Raw genomic sequence first — 16,277 nt, 5'->3', positions numbered from 1 at the left:
GCCGCACCCACGCCGTCATCGGCCCAGCACCACCCGGGCCATGCCGTCGAGGGCGGGGTTGGCCGGGTCCCAGTAGCCGGTGTGGCCGTACCGGCCGCTGGGAAAGGTGCGCCCGCCGAAGCCCGGATCGGCCGGATCGTGGCCGAACCACAGCTCGTGGTCGTCGCGGCCGGTCAGCACGGCGGTCAGCGGGCTCAACCCGCGCACCATCCGACGGGGCAGCTCGTCCGGTGCCGGCGGCAGCCGGATGGCGTCGTTCGACGCGGTGCTCGCCCAGACCTCGCCCGAGGGCAGGCGCAGCGCGTCGGCCCGGTCCACCCCCACGCCGGGCGAGCCCACGAAGACCAGCGCGTCGGCGGCGAGCCCGTGGTCGCGGGCGGCGCTGCCGACCACCAGCGAGCCGTAGCTGTGCCCGAGCACCGTCTGCCGGGCCGGCGGGCCGTCGTGGGTGGCCCGCAGCCCCTCCTGGAAACGGTGCAGCGCCGGGCCGGCGTCGCGGGCCTGACCGGGCAGCACGGCCTCGTGCAGGAAGTCCGGTGCGTCGTAGTCCAGCCAGAGCACCGCCGCCGTGGCCGCCGTCGGATCCAGCCCCGCGCACCGGGCCTGCACCCGCCCCGCCCGGCCCAGCTCGCCGGTGGCGTCGGCGAGGCCGGCGGTCATGCCCGGGACGTAGGTCAGCACGTGGTCGGCCCGATCCGGGTCACCCAGCGCCACGATCGCCCGGCCCTCGCCGCCCGGGTCGAGCCCCAGCAGGTACGCGCGCGGCTGCCCGCCGCCGGCCAGCCGGCCGGTCAGCGCGTCCAGCCCGGCCAGCGCCGCGCCCACCCGCGCCAGCCCGGCAACCTCCAGCGGCCCGCGCGGCCGCCGGCCGAGCAGCCGTCGCCGCTCGGCCAGCAGCACCTCCCGCCGCCGCTCGACCAGCAGCCGGTTGGCCTGGTCGCGGGCCGCCACCGGCACCCCGTCGAGCCGGCCGACCAGGGTCGGCTCGTGGAGCACCAACCACCGGCGTTGCGCCGGGGTGAGCCCGGCCCACCAGGACCGGACGGTCGACGGGTCGGTGCCGGGCGGCGGCCGCCAGGGCGGCGGCGGGGCGACCCAGCCCGCGCGGGACGCGCCGGTCAGCTCGTCGAGCCGCCCGGCCGCCTCCCGGTCGGCCGCCTCGGCGAGCGCGAGGGCGGCGGTCACGGCGGCGGCGACCCGCGCCACCGGCGGCGCGGCCGCGCCGGGCCCGACCCGCCCCGGGGCGACGCTCACCCCGCCGCGCCGGTCGATGCGCACCCCACCGGCGTCGGCCAGCGCCACGGCCTCGACCAGCCCCGCCTTCGCCCGGCGCAGCCGTCCGCCCAGCTCGGAGAGGATCTGGTCGGTCTCGATCGCCGCCGGCGCGAGGGCGGACAGGTCGGCCCGGAGGGTGCCGATCCGGCCGCCGGCCGCCCCGGCGGCGGCCCCCGTCCAGCCGACGCGCAGCGCCCCGGCCGCCCGGTCCAGCGCCGCCGCCCGCCGGTCGACCAGTCCGGTGAGGCCCCGCCAGGCCGTGCCGGCGGCCGCCCAGCCGGCCGGGTCCGCCGCCCAGAGCCGGGCGTAGCCGCCGTCCCCGACACCGGGAGCCGACCTCGTTCCGGAGTCGCCCGCTGCCCGGTCGCCCGCCGTCCTGCCGCCCGCTGCCCGGTCGCCCGCTGCCCGGTCGCCCGCTGCCCGGTCGCCCGCTGCTCCGCCGCCCGCCGCCCGGTCGCCCGCCCCGAGGCCCGCCACCCCGCTCACCGGGGCAGGGCGGTCAGTCGGCGGGCGGCCCGCTCGTCGGCCGCCTCGTAGCCGTCCGCCGCGCCGGACAGCGAGTGCCCGGCGGCGGCCACTCGCCCGCCGAGCGCCCCGCACCAGGCATGGGCCGCCGCCTCCAGCTCCGCCAGGGCCGCCGCCGACCGCCAGGCCGGTGCGGCCACCACCAGACCGGGCTCGCCGGCCAACCCGTGCCCCAACCGGTACGCCTCGGCGTGCAGCGCACCGGCCACCTCCCGCAGCAGCTCGGGGCGGACGGTGTACGGCTCCTCGGTCATCGGCGGACTCCTCCGGCTCGGTGCCGTCGACGGGCGGCGGACGCGCCACCCCGATGCTGTTGACGGGCGGCGGACGCGCCCCCGATGGCGTCGACGGCTGGCAGTGACCTCGACCACGCTAGGCAGCCCGGGGCGCGACCGGCAGTGCCTGTGGACAACGGGCGGCGTGGGCGTACCCCGGTTGTCCACAGGCCTTGCCGGCGGTCGACCCGGCGGCTACTCTGCGGCCGTTTGCCGCCGGTCGGCCGCCGTGGTGGCGGGCGGCTCGCGCTCGGCGGCGGTGGGCGCCGCGTCGGCATCCCTCGTTGTGCCACGACGGCGGGAGCGCGTCGGCGATGGTGGTCGCAACGGGGAGCGGCGTCGCGGCGGGGCAAACTCGCCCGGGCGGGATGCCCGGCGGGAAACGGACGAAACGGGGTGGCATGAAAGCGGTGTGGCGGGTCGCGGACGTACGGGCGGCGGAGGCCGGGCTGCTGGCCACCCTCCCCGCCGGGGCGCTGATGCAGCGGGCCGCCGCCGGGCTGGCCCGGCGCTGCGCGCTGCTGCTGGCCGACCGGGGCGGGGTGTACGGGGCCCGGGTGCTGCTGCTGGTCGGGGCGGGCGACAACGGCGGCGACGCCCTCTACGCCGGGGCGCGGCTGGCCCGCCGGGGCGTCGCCGTCTCGGCCCTGCCGCTGACCCCCGGTCGGGCGCACGGGCCGGGGCTGGCCGCCCTGCGGGCCGCCGGGGGCCGGCTGGTGGACCGGCCGCCGGCGGTGGTCGACCTGGTGCTCGACGGGATCGTCGGGATCGGCGGCACCGGTGGGCTGCGCGAGCCGGCCGACCGGCTCGCCGCCGAGCTGCCCGCCCTGCGCGGGCGCGACGGCCGGCGGGCCGGCGTGGTCGCCGTGGACGTCCCGAGCGGGGTCGCCGTCGACACCGGCGACGTGCCGGCGGCCGCGTCCGGGCGGCCCGGCGCGATCCGGGCCGACGTGACGGTGGCGTTCGGGGCGTTGAAGCCCGCCCTGGTGGTCGGCCCGGCGGCGGCGCTGGCCGGGCAGGTCGAGCTGGTCGACATCGGGCTGGGGCCGTGGCTGCGCGGCACCCCCGCGCTGCGGGTGCCCGAGTGGGCCGACGTGGTCGAGTGGTGGCCGGAGCTGGGGCCGGCGGCGGAGAAGTACACCCGGGGCGTGGTCGGGCTGGCCACCGGCTCGGCCGGGTACCCGGGGGCGGCCGTGCTCTCGGTCGGCGGGGCGCTCGCCGGGCCGACCGGCCTGGTCCGCTACGCCGGCAGCGCCCGCGACGACGTGCTGCGCCACCACCCGTCGGTGATCGCCAGCGGGCGGGTCGCCGACGCCGGGCGGGTGCAGGCGTGGGTCTGCGGGTGTGGCCTCGGCACCGGCGCGGAGGCGGTCGCGGAGCTGCGGGCGGTGCTGGCCGCCCCGGTGCCGGTGGTGCTCGACGCCGACGCGCTGACCCTGCTGGTCGACGGGTCGATGGCGGAGCGGCTGCGCGGGCGGGACGCCCCGATCGTGATCACCCCGCACGACCGGGAGTTCGCCCGGCTCAGCGGCGGCGACCCGGGGGCCGACCGGGTCGCCGCCGCGCTGCGGCTGGCCGCCTGGATGAACGCCGTGGTGCTGCTCAAGGGCGAGCGCACGATCGTCGCCACCCCCGACGGCCGGGCGTACGTCAACCCGACCGGCACCCCCGCGCTGGCCACCGGGGGCACCGGCGACGTGCTGGCCGGGCTGCTGGGTTCGCTGCTGGCCGCCGGGGTGGCCCCGGAGCGGGCGGCGGTTTCGGCGGCGTACCTGCACGGGTTGGCCGGGCGGGAGGCGGCCTGCGGCGGCCCGGTGACCGCGCCCGACGTGGCGGCCGCGCTTCGCCCGGTCGTCGCCCGCCTGCCCTGACCGCTCCCGGCCGCACTCCGCCCCCGCCTGCGGCGGCTGAAGGGCGGATTGATCTCCGCTGTCAGTAGGCTGGGGGCATGTGGCAGTCCGAGGTACGAGTCGATCTCGACGCGATCCGGGAGAACGTGACGCGGCTGCGGGCGGGGACCGGCGCCGAGCTGATGGCGGTGGTCAAGGGCGACGGTTACGGCCACGGCATGGTCCCGTCGGCCCGCGCGGCGCTCGACGCCGGGGCGGACTGGCTCGGCGTCTGCACCCTGGACGAGGCGCTGGCCCTGCGCCGGGCCGGGATCACCGCGCCCGTGCTGGCCTGGCTGCTCGCCCCCGGCCTGGCCCTGCACTCCGGCGTCGCGGCCGGGGTGGACCTGGCCGCCGCCAGCCTGGAGCAGCTCGACGAGATGATCGAGGCGAGCCGGCTGGCCGACCGCCCGGCCCGCCTGCACCTGAAGATCGACACGGGGTTGGCGCGCGGCGGGGCCACGATCGCCGACTGGCCGGCGCTGCTGGAGGCCGCCGGGAAGGCCCAGGCCGAAGGGCTGGCCGAGGTGGTCGGCGTGTGGAGCCACTTCGTCTACGCCGACCAGCCCGGCCACCCCACGACCGACCGTCAGCTCGCCGTCTTCCACGAAGGGCTGGAGCTGGTCGAGCGGGCCGGGCTGCGCCCCCGCTACCGGCACCTGGCGAACTCCGCCGCCACCCTGACCCGCCCCGACACCCACTTCGACCTGGTCCGCCCCGGGGTCGCGGTCTACGGGCTCTCCCCGGTGGCCGGCCAGACCTTCGGGCTGCGCCCGGCGATGACCGCCCGCGCCCGGGTCATGCTCACCAAGCGGGTCCCGGCGGGCAGCGGCGTCTCCTACGGCCACACCTACGTCACCGAGGCCGACGCCAACCTGGCGGTGGTGCCGCTCGGCTACGCCGACGGGGTGCCCCGGCACGCCTCGGGGAGCGGGCCGGTGCAGCTCGCCGGCCGGCGGCGCACGGTCTCCGGCCGGGTCTGCATGGACCAGTTCGTCGTCGACTGCGGCGACGACCCGGTGGCCGCCGGCGACGTGGCGACCCTCTTCGGCGACGGTGCCGACGGTGCGCCCACCGCCGACGACTGGGCCGCCGCCGCCGGCACCATCAACTACGAGATCGTCACCCGGTTCGGCGGGGTCCGGGTGCCCCGCGTCTACGACGGCGAACGGCCGTGACCGGGGGTGGACTGGTGAGCAGGCTGCGCATCCCCCGGCCGCGTACCGCCGCCGGGCGGGTCGCCGGTGTGCTCGGGGCCGCCGTGGGCGTGGCCGCCGCCGGGCTCGCGGCGGGCGTGGTGAGCGAACGCGCCCTGGTCCGTCGACTCCGCAACGACCCCACCGACCGGTACGCCGACGAGGTCTTCGGCCAGCAACGGTACGACGAGGCGTTCGAGCTGGAACTGCCCGACGGCACCGACGTGCACGTCGAGGTGGTGGAGCCGACCCGGCCCGTGCCGGGGCACCCGACCGTGGTGCTGGTGCACGGCTTCTGCCTGGACATGGGGACGTTCCACTTCCAGCGCAAGATGCTCGCCGCGCGCGGCGACTACCGGATCGTCGCGTACGACCAGCCGGGGCACGGCCGGTCGGGGCGGCTGGAGACCGGAGAGTACGACCTGACCGCGCTGGGCCGCACGCTGCGTGAGGTGCTCGACCGGACCACCCCGCAGGGGCCGCTGGTGCTGGTCGGTCACTCGATGGGCGGAATGACCATCATGGCCTTCGCCGAGCTCTATCCGGAGCTCTTCGGCGACCGGGTGGTGGGCACCGTGCTGATGGCCACCTCGGGTGGGCTGCTGGCCGAGACGAAGCTGGTGGCCCCGGCGCTGCTGGGCCGGGTCGGCTCCCCGATGCTCAGCGTGATCAACAATGCCACCCGGTACGGCGGCACGGTGATCGACAGGGCCCGGCAGTCCACGTCGAACGTGGCCTGGCTGCTGACCCGCCGGTACGGCTTCGGCACCCCGAGCCCGAGCCCGGCCCTGGTGTCGTACGTCGAGCAGATGAACTCGCGGACCTCCGCCGACACGGTCACCCGCTATTTGCGCACCCTGGCCACCCACTCGCGGTACCCGGCGCTGGCGGCGTTGGCCGGCACTCCGGTGCTGGTGGTGGTCGGCGACAAGGACATGCTCACCCCGGTGACCCACTCCGAGGAGATCGTCCGGCGGCTGCCGCACGCCGACTTCGTGAAGATCCACGACAGCGGGCACGTGGTGATGCTGGAGCACGCCGACGAGGTCGACGCCGCCCTGGAACGCTTCCTGGAGGCACTGTGAGCGCGCCGAACGCCGCCTCGGCGGGCGCTGCCGGTGCCGCCTCGGCGGGCGGGCCGGTGGGGGTCGTCGTGACGCTGCCGGGCGTCGAGGACACGCACGCGTTCGGCCGGCGGCTGGCCGGCGTGCTGCGCGCCGGGGACCTGCTACTGCTCACCGGCCCGCTGGGCGCCGGCAAGACCGCGCTGACCCAGGGGATCGGCGCGGGCCTGGGGGTGCGCGGCGACATCACCTCGCCGACCTTCGTGATCGCCCGGGTGCACCGCCCCGACCCGGCGCGCGGCGGGACGGTGGCGCTGGTGCACGCCGACGCGTACCGGCTCGGCGACGCCGCCGACCCGCGCGCGGAGATCGACGACCTGGACCTGGACGCCTCGGTGGACGACTCGGTGACCGTGGTCGAGTGGGGTGAGGGGCTGGTCGAGCGGCTGGTCGACGCCCACCTGCGGGTCCGCATCGACCGGCGCGACGACGACACCCGGACCGTCGAGCTGGAGCCGGTCGGCGGCGACTGGGCCGACCGCCTCGCCGCGCTGCGCTGACGGGGGTCGGCCGCCGACGCGGCGACCCCGGACGGCGTGACCGGCGCGGCGCCCAGCGCACTAGGCAACCGTGATGACGACCTTGGCTCGCGCGTGCTCCGTCTCGACGTACCGGATGGCGTCTGCGGTCCGTGCCAGGGGATAGCTGCGGTCGATGACCGGGGTGAGCGCACCCCCGTCGGCGAGTTCGCCGAGCGTGGCCAGGTTCGCGGCGTCCGCCGGCACATCGAGCCGGACGATCCGGTGGCCGACGAACCGGCGGACCACCTCGGCGCGGACGAACAAGCCCAGCGGGCCGAGCAGGCTGCCGCCCGTCGACACCCCGCCGCCGGAGAGGACGAGGGTGCCCGAGGGCATCAACACCCGCCGGAGATCGGCCAGGGAACGGTTGCCGACCAGGTCGAGGACGACGTCGTGGCGTGGCAACCCGGTGCGGGCGAAGTCCTCCCGCGTGTAGTCGACGACCCGGTCGACGCCGAGCGAGCGGATCAGTTCGACGTTGCGCGTGCTGCACACCGCCGTCACGTCGGCCCCGAGCGCGCGAGCGATCTGGACCGCGAACGTGCCGACCCCGCCCGACGCGCCGTTGACCAGCACCCGCTGTCCTGCCCGCAGCTCACCGGCGTCGCGCAGGCCCAGCAGCGCCGTGCTGGCGGCGAGCGGGACGGCGGCGGCCTGTGCGAAGGTCAGCGCCGCCGGCTTCGCGGCGAGCGTCCGCGACGAGACGCTGACGTACTCGGCGAAGGCCCCGCCGACGACGGTGTCCCCGTAGACCTCCTGGCCCACCCGGAAGCCGGTGACCGCCGCGCCGACCGCCGCCACCCGGCCCGCGAAATCCGTGCCTCGGATCGGGAACCGTGGGCCGCGACGGCCGAAGTGGACCGGGTCGGCCAGCCGGGCCAGGTAGGGGTCGCCCCGCATGACATGCCAGTCGCGCGCGTTGACCGACGCCGCCCGTACCTCGACCAGGACCTCGTCGGCGGCGGGCCGGGGCGGCGGCACCTCCCGCAGCGAGAGCACGTCGGGTGAGCCGTAACGCTCCTGGACGATCGCCTTCATCATGCCTCCATCGAGGGACGGGCCGGACGCCGGCGGATGACCCACTCGGCGACGGCGAGGTTGATCAGCCAGCCGGCGGCCAGGACGCCGGCTCGGGCGTCCACGCCGGGCATGCCCACGGCCGCGATCCAGAACCCGGTGGTCAGGGCCTGGGTGCCGGCGCCGAGCCCGATCGCGTACGCCCGGGTCATCCACGCCCGGTGGTGGACGACGTCGCCACGACGGATCGCGGCGAAACCGAGCACGATCGACACCGCCATCCCCGAGCCGAAGACGAGCCGCTCGACCATCAGCAGGTCGCCGTCGCCCGGGGGCAGGTCGTAGCAGAGGGCCATCCAGAGGCCGGTGAGGGCGGCGACGAGGCCGCAGGGGACCAGGACGCGCCCGGCCGTCCGATGCCAGCGCGGCCGCCGCAGGCGCAGCCCGCCGGAGAACTGGAACGCGCCCAGCACGCAGTAGACGGTGGCGCCGACGATGTGGGCGACCACCGGCACCGGGGCGTCGAAGAACCGGACGTTGTCGGGGGTGACCTCGGCGCCGCCGCCCAGCTCGGTGAGGCGGACACCGCCGGCCACCACCGGGATGGCGGCCAGCAGGACCAGGCCGGCCGGCACCAGCAGGCCCGCCCGCGCGGAGGAGGTTGTCATACGTCGATCGTCGCCGCGTCGCCGGCCGGTTTCATCGGCACATGGGCCGCCGTTCGCCCCGCCGATGGTCGGGGGCGCGTCCCCTACCCAGGTACGAGGGGTCGACTCAGGTACGGGCCCGCCCGGTCTCGTACGCCCAGATGGCGATCTCGACCCGGTTACGGACGCCGAGCTTGAGCATGACGCTCGTGACATGGGTCTTCACGGTGCTCAACGTGATGTGCAACTCGCCGGCGATCTCGCTGTTGGTCCGCCCGCGCGCGACCGCGCCGAGCACCTGCTCCTCGCGGTCGGTGAGCGGGTCGACGGGCTGCCTCGGCGGCGCGGCCGCCGGCCCGGCGTCGGCGAACGCCCTGATGAGCCGGGTGGTGACGCTCGGCGCGATGAGCGCGTCGCCCTTGGCGGCGGCGTGGACGGCCTGGGCGAGCAGCGCCGGCCCGGCATCCTTGAGCAGGAAGCCTCGGGCACCCGCGCGGAGCGCGGCGTAGACGTACTCGTCGAGGTCGAAGGTCGTGATCACGACGACGGCGAGCGGGTCGGCGACGGTCGGCCCGGCCAGGGCCCGGGTCGCCTCGATGCCGTCGAGGCCGGGCATGCGGATGTCGAAGAGGCAGACGTCGGGACGCAGCCGCCGGGCCAGTTCGACGGCCCGCCGCCCGTCGCCGGCGACGCCGACGACCTCGATGCCGGGCTGGGCGTCGAGGATCATCCTGAGCCCGGTGCGGACGATCTCCTGGTCGTCGGCGACGACCACGCGCACGCTCTCGTTCACACCGCCCCTCCCTTGCGCTCCGAGCCGTCACGGGACATGCCGAGCCCGCCGCTGCACTCGCCGGGCCCGTTCACGCCGGGGCTCCGGCGCGGGGCAGCGCGGCGGTGACGGTCCAGCCACGGTCGGGGCCGGGGCCGGCTTCGCAGGTGCCGCCCAGAAGATTCGCCCGCTCGATCATGCCGACCAGCCCGAACCCGGGTGGCGCGGCGGGCTTCGTGGCGGCGGTGTCGCCGTCGTCGCTGACGCGCAGGCGGGCGAAGCGCTCGTCGACGCAGACGCGTACCTCGATGCGGGTCGCGTGGCGGGCGTGCCGGCGGGCGTTGGTGACCGCCTCCTGGGCCAGCCGGTAGAGCGCGGCGCCGACCGCAGGGGAGAGCCCGTCGAGGTCGCCCGCGAGTTCCACGTCGACGGCGGGGCTGCCGTCCGCGGGCGCGGCGAGCTGGGCCAGGTCGGTCACGCGCGGCCCCGGCGACAACTCGGTGGGTTGGTCGGTACGCAGGACGCGGACCATCGCGCGCATCTCGGCCAGCGCCCGCGAAGCCTCGGCCTCGATCACCCGCAGCGCGTCGGCCGCCGCCTCCGGGTGGGTCGCCGACGTGGCCAGCCCGGCCTGGGCCCGGATCGCCATCGCCGAGACGTGGTGGGCGACGGTGTCGTGAAGGTCGCGGGCAAGCCGCTCGCGCTCGACGAGCTTGACCTGGTCGAGTTCGCGGCTGCGGGCATGGGCCCGGTAGCGGAACGCCGCGCCGGAGGCGCTGACGGCGGCGAGGATCGCCAGGCCACCGAGCGCGTCGCCGGCCGGCGCGCGGAGGAGCCCGATCCACACCGCCAGGTGCCCGAGCATGATGGCCGAGCCGAGCACGACGGCGCGCCCGGAGCCCCACCGGAACAGCGCGTAGGGCAGCAGCAGGACGAAGACGAACGAGTCGAGGCCGGGCAGGTCGACGCCGGTCGCGAGCGAGGCCAGGCAGGTGGCGCCGAAGACGATCGCGACCATGGCCAGCGGCCGGGTGCGTCGCCACAGCACCGTCGGAACCATCCCGACGGCGATGGCCAGGGCCAGGGGTCGCCATGGGACGTCGGCGCGCAGCGCCCCCTCGGCGAGCGTGACGGGCACCAGCACGGCGACCAGCACCCAGTCCCGCCACACCCGGGCCGGCGGGCGGGGCGGGCCGGGCTCGTTCCACAGTGAACGGAGGATGCCGGGCACCCCACCATGGTAGGGAGGGGGCGGCGCAGATTCCCGCGCGGAAATTCTCTCATGCAGTTCGTGCCGGACGGGCCGGCGCAGGGCGGGCGCGGAGGCCGCGTCGACCTTCGAGCCCACCCTCCGGCCGCCTCGCCACGTCCTGACGAGCGCCGCCCGGTCGGTCGGCGGGATGCCTAGGGCAGCAGGGGCAGCGACCAGCAGTTGGCGGAGACCGTCCGGCCGGCGAGGCGGTCGGTCAGCCAGGCCACCGCATCACCCTGGTCGGTGATGAGCGGAGTCAGGTGGTTGGTGAGGATCTTGTCGCCGAGGTTCGGCAGGACGACGGGGGCGTAGGTGACGTTGCCGCCCTTGCCGCACCAGTCCACGGCCAGTTGGCGGGACTGCCGGTGGGGAACGATGTCGTCCTGGGTGCCGGAGGCCAGGCGCACCGGGCCGGTCGGCTTGAGCGTGCCGATTCGCTGCCGGTCGAGCACGGCCTGCGCCGGGGGAGCGGCCGCGATGACCTCGCCGAGGGATTTGCCGCTGGTGATCCACCGGCTGCTCCTGGCGAAGCCGTAGCCGAGGATCGCGTCGCCGACGCACATCGTGGACATGTCCTGCAGCGCCGCCCGGCCGGTGGCGTTGACGTTCGCCTCGATGACCTCGCGTACGGCCGGGTAGGACTGGGCGAACCCGTTGATCGACCAGCCCAGCGCGCCCGCTAGTGCGCTGCCGTCGATGCCCTTGAGCACGGCGGTCAGGTCGGCGGGCGGCGCGCCGACGTACGTGCCGGCCAGGGGCACGTCGGGGGCGTATCCGGGTTGCAGCTCCGCCGCCGAGGCGGTGGCGCCACCGCCCTGGCTGTAGCCGTACAGGCCGACGCGGGAGGTCGGGGTGATCGACGCGCCCGGCACGGCCCGCGCGGCGCGGGCCGCGTCCAACAGGGCGTGCCCCTGGTCGAGGCGGTTGACGTAGGTGTGCAGCCGGTCGGTCGCGCCCAGGCCGACGTAGTCGGTGACGACGACCGCCGCGCCGGTGGCGAGGATCCGGTAGATGGCCAGCGCCTCGTAGCCGACCGAGAGGGTGTCACCGGTCAGGGTCAGCGGGTGCTGCAGGGAGAACGAGGGCGCGCACTGGTCGCCCTGCCCCATGGTGCCGGAGGCGACGGCCACCAGCGGGCGCGGGCCGGTGCCCCGCCACGCCGCCCACGGTTCGAGGTAGGCCCCGGTCACGCCGACGGCCCGGCCCGACGAGTCGGTGGAGCGGTACATCAGCCGGGTCGCCGTGCCCGGCATCGGGCGGCCGGCCAGCCCGGGAATGCTCAGGCCGAGCGGCATGGGCTCGGTGCGGATCAGCGTGCCGTTGGCGGCGGGCAGCGTGGCGGGCGGGTCGTAGAAGGCGGGGATGGTCACCCCTCGGGAGACCACCTGCGTCGACAGGTCGGCGGCGGCCGGCACGCCGGACCCGGCCAGGACGGCGGCCGCTGCCGCCGCGACGGCCAGCAGCCGGGTGCCGGCCGGTGCCCGGCGACCGGCGGGGGAGACCGTCGGCGGGGTGGAGCAGGGACGGGGGTCGCTGCGACTCACGGGTCACTCCTCGGCGAATATGGATGGGGGTAAATGCAAGCTAGCAGCGGCCCGGCTCACAGGCGACTCTCCGGCACCGGGAGTGTCGGTCGGGGCTGGTATGAAGGTGGCGTTCGACTACGAGAGGTTGCCGATGCCCGACGACGCCCCCGCCCTCGACCTGCTGGCCCTGCTGCCCGACGAGTGGCGTGCCGTGCTCACCCCGCACCTCGACCCGGCCCGCACGGCCGCGCTGGCCGACTTCGTCGCCGGGGAATACGCCACCCAGACCGTCTTCCCCCCGGTCGAGGGCCTCTTCTCGGCCTACCGGCTCTGTGCGCCGACCGACTGCCGGGTGCTGATCCTCGGGCAGGATCCCTACCACAAGGCCGGGCAGGCGCACGGGCTGAGCTTCAGCGTCCGGGAGGGCGTCTCCGTCCCGCCGTCGCTGCGCAACGTCTTCAAGGAACTGGCCGACGACCTGGGCGTGGCGAAGCCGCGCAGCGGCAACCTCGACGGCTGGGCGGCGCAGGGCGTGCTGCTGCTCAACTCGGTGCTCACCGTCCGGCAGGCCACCCCGGGCTCGCACGCCAACAAGGGGTGGGAGGAGTTCACCGACGCCACCATCCGGGCGCTGGACGCCCTCGACCAGCGGGTGGTCTTCCTGCTCTGGGGCGGTTACGCCCGCAAGAAGGCCGCCCTGGTGACCAACCCGCAGCACGTGGTGCTGGAGGCCGGGCACCCGAGCCCGATGAACCCGCGTGGCTTCCTCGGCAGCCGGCCGTTCAGCGCGACCAACAAGGCCCTCGCTGACGCCGGCCTGCCGACCATCGACTGGGAGCGTTCCGCCGGGTAGGGCCTCGCCTGCGGCGGTCGAGCGGGCAGCGTGGCGCGACCGTCGGACATAGACTTCGCTCGACCCGTGGCTCCACGATCGGAGGTGTTCCATGGCGGCGACAGCGAGCGTCACCCCCGAGCAGTGGCAGAGGGCCCGGGGCGCGCTGGAGGGGGCCACCGACCGCTTCGTCCGGCTGGTCGAGTCCGTCGACCAGCTGGAGACCCTGGTCACCGCGCACTGGTCGGTCGCGGACACCGTCGTCCACCTGGTCTCGGTCGCCTGGTGGTATGCGACGAAGCTCGATCCCGACCATCCGCCGCTGCCGATTCCCGGCCTCGATGCCCGGCTGCCGACCGTCACCGTGGACACCATCGAGGAGATCAACGACCTGATCCTGTTGCACCTGACCGAACGGTCGCCCCAGCCGCTGCTGGCACAGCTCCGCGCCGACGTGGGCAAGATCCTCGCGATCACCGCCGACCGCGACCCCGACGAGCGACTGAGCTGGTTCGGCGACGCCCGCCCGACCCTCGCCGGCCTCTTCAGCCACCTCGTCAACGAGCTGCTCGTGCACGGGTGGGACATCGCCCGTGCCACCGGCCGGCCATGGGAGATGCCGGGTGAGGAGGCCGTGCTCTTCTTCGAGGTCTTCACGGTGGGCGTCATCCGGGGCGGCTACGGCCGGCTCCTCGACACCGACGTGCCGCCCCGTGACCGCCCGATCATGGTGGAGTTCCGGTCGGCATACTGCTCCGACATCACCCTCGTCCTGCGCCAGGGGGTGGTGACGGTGGCCGATCCGGGCACCCCGCCGGACGTGCGGGTCCGGTTCGAGCCGGCGACGCTCAACCTGATGCTGTTCGGCCGGATCAGCCGGGTCCGCGCGGCGCTCACCGGCGGCGTCGCCATCCGAGGCCGCCGCCCCTGGCTGCTCCTGCCCTTCCTCCGCGTCGTGCGCACCCCCAGCTGACCCGAACCCGCTGCGGCAGGCTGCGCCGCTCGGCACATTCGAGCCGGGGCGTCACCGGGGGTGGCGGCCGGCCCGTTAGGGTGGCGTTCGTGCTCGTACTGGTGCTGGACTCCTCGACCCCCGCGGTGACCGCGGCACTGGTGGAGGTCACGTCGGACGGCCTGACGCCCCGCGCCCAGCGCCGCACCGTCGACGCCCGCGCGCACGGCGAACTGCTCGCCCCGCAGGTCGCCGCGATCCTCGCCGAGGTCGACGCCCGCCCCACCGACCTGGGCGCGATCGTCGTCGGCCTCGGCCCCGGCCCGTTCACCGGGCTGCGGGTGGGGCTGGTCACCGCCGCCACCATGGCCCAGGTGCTCGGCGTCCCCGCGTACGGCGTCTGCTCGCTGGACGGCATCGGCCACCCGGCGGCGGCCGGCGAGCCGATCCTGGCGGCCGGCGACGCCCGCCGCCGGGAGGTCTACTGGGCGGTCTACGACGGCGCGGGCCGGCGGGTCGCCGGCCCGGAGGTGGACACCCCGGCGGACGCCGCGCGGCACGCCCGCGACCTCGGGGTCACCGCCGTCGTCGGCGACGGCGCGCACCGGTACGCCGACGTCTTCGACCTGCCGCTGCGGGCCGAGCCGCGCTACCCGGACCCGACCGCGCTGGCCGCGCTGGCGGCCGAGCGGATCCGCTCCGGCGCTCCCGGCGACCCGCTCACCCCGCTCTACCTGCGCCGCCCGGACGCCGTGGCCGCCACCGCCCGCAAACCGGTCCTGCCGTGAGCGCGAGGAGTGAGCGGGGTTTGCGAGCCCCGCAGTCGCGAGCCGAGGTGGCACCGTGAGCGCGAGGAGTGAGCGGGGTTTGCGAGCCCCGCAGTCGCGAGCTGAGGTGGCACCGTGAGCGCGAGGAGTGAGCGGGGCCGGCTGGACGGGGCGGCACCGTGAGCGCCGCCGCCGTGCGGCTGGAACGCTTCCGGTGGTGGCACATCGACGAGGTGCTGCCGATCGAGGCCGACCTCTTCGGTGCCGAGCAGTGGTCGCCGGGGATGTTCTGGAGCGAGCTGGCCAACGGCCACTTCTACCTGGTGGCCACCGACGGCGGCGCCCTGCTCGGCTACGCCGGGCTGGCTGTGGCCCCGCCGGACGAGGCGTGGGTGCAGAACATCGCGGTCCGCCGGGACGCCCAGCGGCGCGGCGTGGGCCGGGCCCTGCTGGAGGCGCTGCTGGCCGAGGCCGCCGACCGGGGCGTACGCAGCACCCTGCTGGAGGTCGCGGCGGACAACGCCCCGGCCCAGCGGCTCTACGCGACGTACGGCTTCGAGCCAATCGGGGTGCGTCGCGGCTACTACCAACCCAGCAACACCGACGCGCTGGTCATGCGGCGCGAGCAGGACTGAGGAGCCATGGCCGACGAACCGCTCATCCTCGGCATCGAGACCTCGTGCGACGAGACCGGGGTCGGCATCGTACGCGGGCACACCCTGCTCGCCGACGCGCTGGCCTCCAGCGTCGAGCAGCACGCCCGCTTCGGCGGGGTGGTGCCCGAGGTCGCCAGCCGCGCCCACCTGGAGGCCATCGTGCCCACCATGGACCGGGCGCTGGCCGAGGCCGGGGTGACCATCGCCGACATCGACGCCATCGCGGTCACCTCCGGGCCGGGTCTGGCCGGCGCGCTGCTGGTCGGTGTCGCCGCCGCCAAGGGGTACGCGCTGGCCGCCGAGAAGCCGGTGTACGGGGTGAACCACCTCGCCGCGCACGTCGCCGTGGACACCCTCGAACACGGGCCGCTGCCCGAGCCGGCGATCGCCCTGCTGGTCTCCGGGGGGCACTCGTCCCTGCTCCTCGTCGACGACCTGGCCCGGGGGGTCACCCCGCTCGGCGCGACCATCGACGATGCCGCCGGGGAGGCGTTCGACAAGGTGGCCCGGCTGCTCGGCCTGCCGTTCCCGGGTGGCCCGTACGTGGACCGGGAGGCGCGGGCCGGCGACCCCACCGCGATCGGCTTCCCGCGCGGGCTGACCGCAGCCAAGGACCTCGCCCGGCACGAGTACGACTTCTCCTTCTCCGGCCTGAAGACGGCGGTGGCCCGCTGGGTCGAGGCCCGGCAGCGCGCCGGCGAGCCGGTGCCGGTGGCCGACGTGGCCGCGTCGTTCCAGGAGTCGGTCTGCGACGTGCTCACCGCGAAGGCGCTGGCCGCCTGCCGCGCCCACGGGGTCGATACGCTGGTGATCGGCGGGGGCGTGGCCGCGAACTCCCGGCTGCGGGTGCTGGCGGAGCAGCGGGCGGCGAAGCTCGGCATCCGGGTCCGGGTGCCCCGGCCGAAGCTCTGCACCGACAACGGGGCGATGGTGGCGGCGCTCGGCGCGCACCTGGTCGCCGCCGGGGTCGCGCCGAGCCGGCTGGACCTGCCGGCCGATTCGTCCCTGCCGTTGACCACGGTCAGCGTGTGACCACCCGAGGTGCCGGCGA

The 16,277-nt window shown here is 76.2% G+C and carries 16 protein-coding genes; 9 read left to right on the top strand and 7 right to left on the bottom strand.

All coding sequences use genetic code 11. From position 1 onward, the window contains the following. Positions 1 to 15: 15 nt before the first annotated feature. Positions 16 to 1,761, bottom strand: coding sequence for an alpha/beta hydrolase (locus ACLQ2V_RS01565; RefSeq protein ID WP_425716514.1), 1,746 nt, complete (start codon positions 1,759 to 1,761; stop codon positions 16 to 18). Next, the gene (locus ACLQ2V_RS01560; RefSeq protein WP_425716513.1) at positions 1,758 to 2,054 is read right to left on the bottom strand and encodes a hypothetical protein; all 297 of its coding nucleotides are present in this window, start codon (positions 2,052 to 2,054) and stop codon (positions 1,758 to 1,760) included. Before ACLQ2V_RS01560 ends, ACLQ2V_RS01565 begins: the two co-directional genes overlap by 4 nt. Positions 2,055 to 2,476: 422 nt before the next feature. Between ACLQ2V_RS01560 and ACLQ2V_RS01555 the strand changes: the two genes are divergently transcribed. The 4 genes from ACLQ2V_RS01555 to tsaE all read left to right on the top strand — a co-directional run bounded on the left by ACLQ2V_RS01555 (position 2,477) and on the right by tsaE (position 6,784). After that, positions 2,477 to 3,946: an NAD(P)H-hydrate dehydratase gene (locus ACLQ2V_RS01555; RefSeq protein WP_425716512.1), complete on the top strand. Its 1,470-nt coding sequence runs from the start codon at positions 2,477 to 2,479 to the stop codon at positions 3,944 to 3,946. A 77-nt stretch (positions 3,947 to 4,023) separates the two neighbouring features. Beyond that, positions 4,024 to 5,142, top strand: a complete 1,119-nt coding sequence (alr, locus tag ACLQ2V_RS01550) for an alanine racemase (RefSeq protein WP_425716511.1) — start codon at positions 4,024 to 4,026, stop codon at positions 5,140 to 5,142. Between the two features lie 14 nt (positions 5,143 to 5,156). Further along, complete coding sequence (locus ACLQ2V_RS01545; protein ID WP_425716510.1) at positions 5,157 to 6,245, top strand: alpha/beta fold hydrolase; 1,089 nt, start codon at positions 5,157 to 5,159, stop codon at positions 6,243 to 6,245. A 56-nt stretch (positions 6,246 to 6,301) separates the two neighbouring features. After that, a complete protein-coding gene (tsaE, locus tag ACLQ2V_RS01540; RefSeq protein ID WP_425716981.1) occupies positions 6,302 to 6,784 on the top strand; it encodes a tRNA (adenosine(37)-N6)-threonylcarbamoyltransferase complex ATPase subunit type 1 TsaE in 483 nt (160 codons plus the stop codon). 60 nt (positions 6,785 to 6,844) lie between these two features. Here tsaE and ACLQ2V_RS01535 read toward each other — a convergent pair whose 3' ends face one another. The 5 genes from ACLQ2V_RS01535 to ACLQ2V_RS01515 form a co-directional block, all read right to left on the bottom strand. Beyond that, positions 6,845 to 7,843, bottom strand: a complete 999-nt coding sequence (locus ACLQ2V_RS01535) for an NAD(P)-dependent alcohol dehydrogenase (RefSeq protein ID WP_425716509.1) — start codon at positions 7,841 to 7,843, stop codon at positions 6,845 to 6,847. Further along, on the bottom strand, positions 7,843 to 8,490 hold the full coding sequence (locus ACLQ2V_RS01530; RefSeq protein ID WP_425716508.1) for a DUF2306 domain-containing protein: 648 nt from the start codon (positions 8,488 to 8,490) through the stop codon (positions 7,843 to 7,845). Before ACLQ2V_RS01530 ends, ACLQ2V_RS01535 begins: the two co-directional genes overlap by 1 nt. Positions 8,491 to 8,596: 106 nt before the next feature. After that, positions 8,597 to 9,262 carry a response regulator gene (locus tag ACLQ2V_RS01525; RefSeq protein WP_425716507.1) on the bottom strand — a complete coding sequence of 222 codons (666 nt, stop codon included), beginning with the start codon at positions 9,260 to 9,262 and terminating at the stop codon, positions 8,597 to 8,599. Positions 9,263 to 9,332: 70 nt separating this feature from the next. Beyond that, complete coding sequence (locus tag ACLQ2V_RS01520; RefSeq protein ID WP_425716506.1) at positions 9,333 to 10,472, bottom strand: sensor histidine kinase; 1,140 nt, start codon at positions 10,470 to 10,472, stop codon at positions 9,333 to 9,335. 173 nt (positions 10,473 to 10,645) lie between these two features. Further along, positions 10,646 to 12,037, bottom strand: coding sequence for a lipase family protein (locus ACLQ2V_RS01515; protein ID WP_425716505.1), 1,392 nt, complete (start codon positions 12,035 to 12,037; stop codon positions 10,646 to 10,648). A 133-nt stretch (positions 12,038 to 12,170) separates the two neighbouring features. Between ACLQ2V_RS01515 and ung the strand changes: the two genes are divergently transcribed. The 5 genes from ung (at position 12,171) to tsaD (ending at position 16,258) form a co-directional block, all read left to right on the top strand. Continuing rightward, positions 12,171 to 12,872 carry a uracil-DNA glycosylase gene (gene ung, locus ACLQ2V_RS01510; RefSeq protein ID WP_425716980.1) on the top strand — a complete coding sequence of 234 codons (702 nt, stop codon included), beginning with the start codon at positions 12,171 to 12,173 and terminating at the stop codon, positions 12,870 to 12,872. 91 nt (positions 12,873 to 12,963) lie between these two features. Next, the gene (locus tag ACLQ2V_RS01505; RefSeq protein ID WP_425716504.1) at positions 12,964 to 13,824 is read left to right on the top strand and encodes a maleylpyruvate isomerase family mycothiol-dependent enzyme; all 861 of its coding nucleotides are present in this window, start codon (positions 12,964 to 12,966) and stop codon (positions 13,822 to 13,824) included. An 89-nt stretch (positions 13,825 to 13,913) separates the two neighbouring features. Further along, positions 13,914 to 14,591 carry a tRNA (adenosine(37)-N6)-threonylcarbamoyltransferase complex dimerization subunit type 1 TsaB gene (gene tsaB, locus ACLQ2V_RS01500; protein WP_425716503.1) on the top strand — a complete coding sequence of 226 codons (678 nt, stop codon included), beginning with the start codon at positions 13,914 to 13,916 and terminating at the stop codon, positions 14,589 to 14,591. Between the two features lie 173 nt (positions 14,592 to 14,764). Then, complete coding sequence (gene rimI / locus ACLQ2V_RS01495) at positions 14,765 to 15,205, top strand: ribosomal protein S18-alanine N-acetyltransferase (RefSeq protein WP_425716979.1); 441 nt, start codon at positions 14,765 to 14,767, stop codon at positions 15,203 to 15,205. Between the two features lie 6 nt (positions 15,206 to 15,211). Next, on the top strand, positions 15,212 to 16,258 hold the full coding sequence (gene tsaD, locus ACLQ2V_RS01490) for a tRNA (adenosine(37)-N6)-threonylcarbamoyltransferase complex transferase subunit TsaD (RefSeq protein WP_425716502.1): 1,047 nt from the start codon (positions 15,212 to 15,214) through the stop codon (positions 16,256 to 16,258). Positions 16,259 to 16,277 lie beyond the last annotated feature (19 nt).

The organism is Micromonospora sp. DT233 (assembly GCF_049841815.1).
Classification (GTDB): Bacteria; Actinomycetota; Actinomycetes; order Mycobacteriales; family Micromonosporaceae; genus Micromonospora.
Note: the sequence above shows the minus strand (reverse complement) of the source record. Positions and strands in the feature narration are given on the sequence as shown.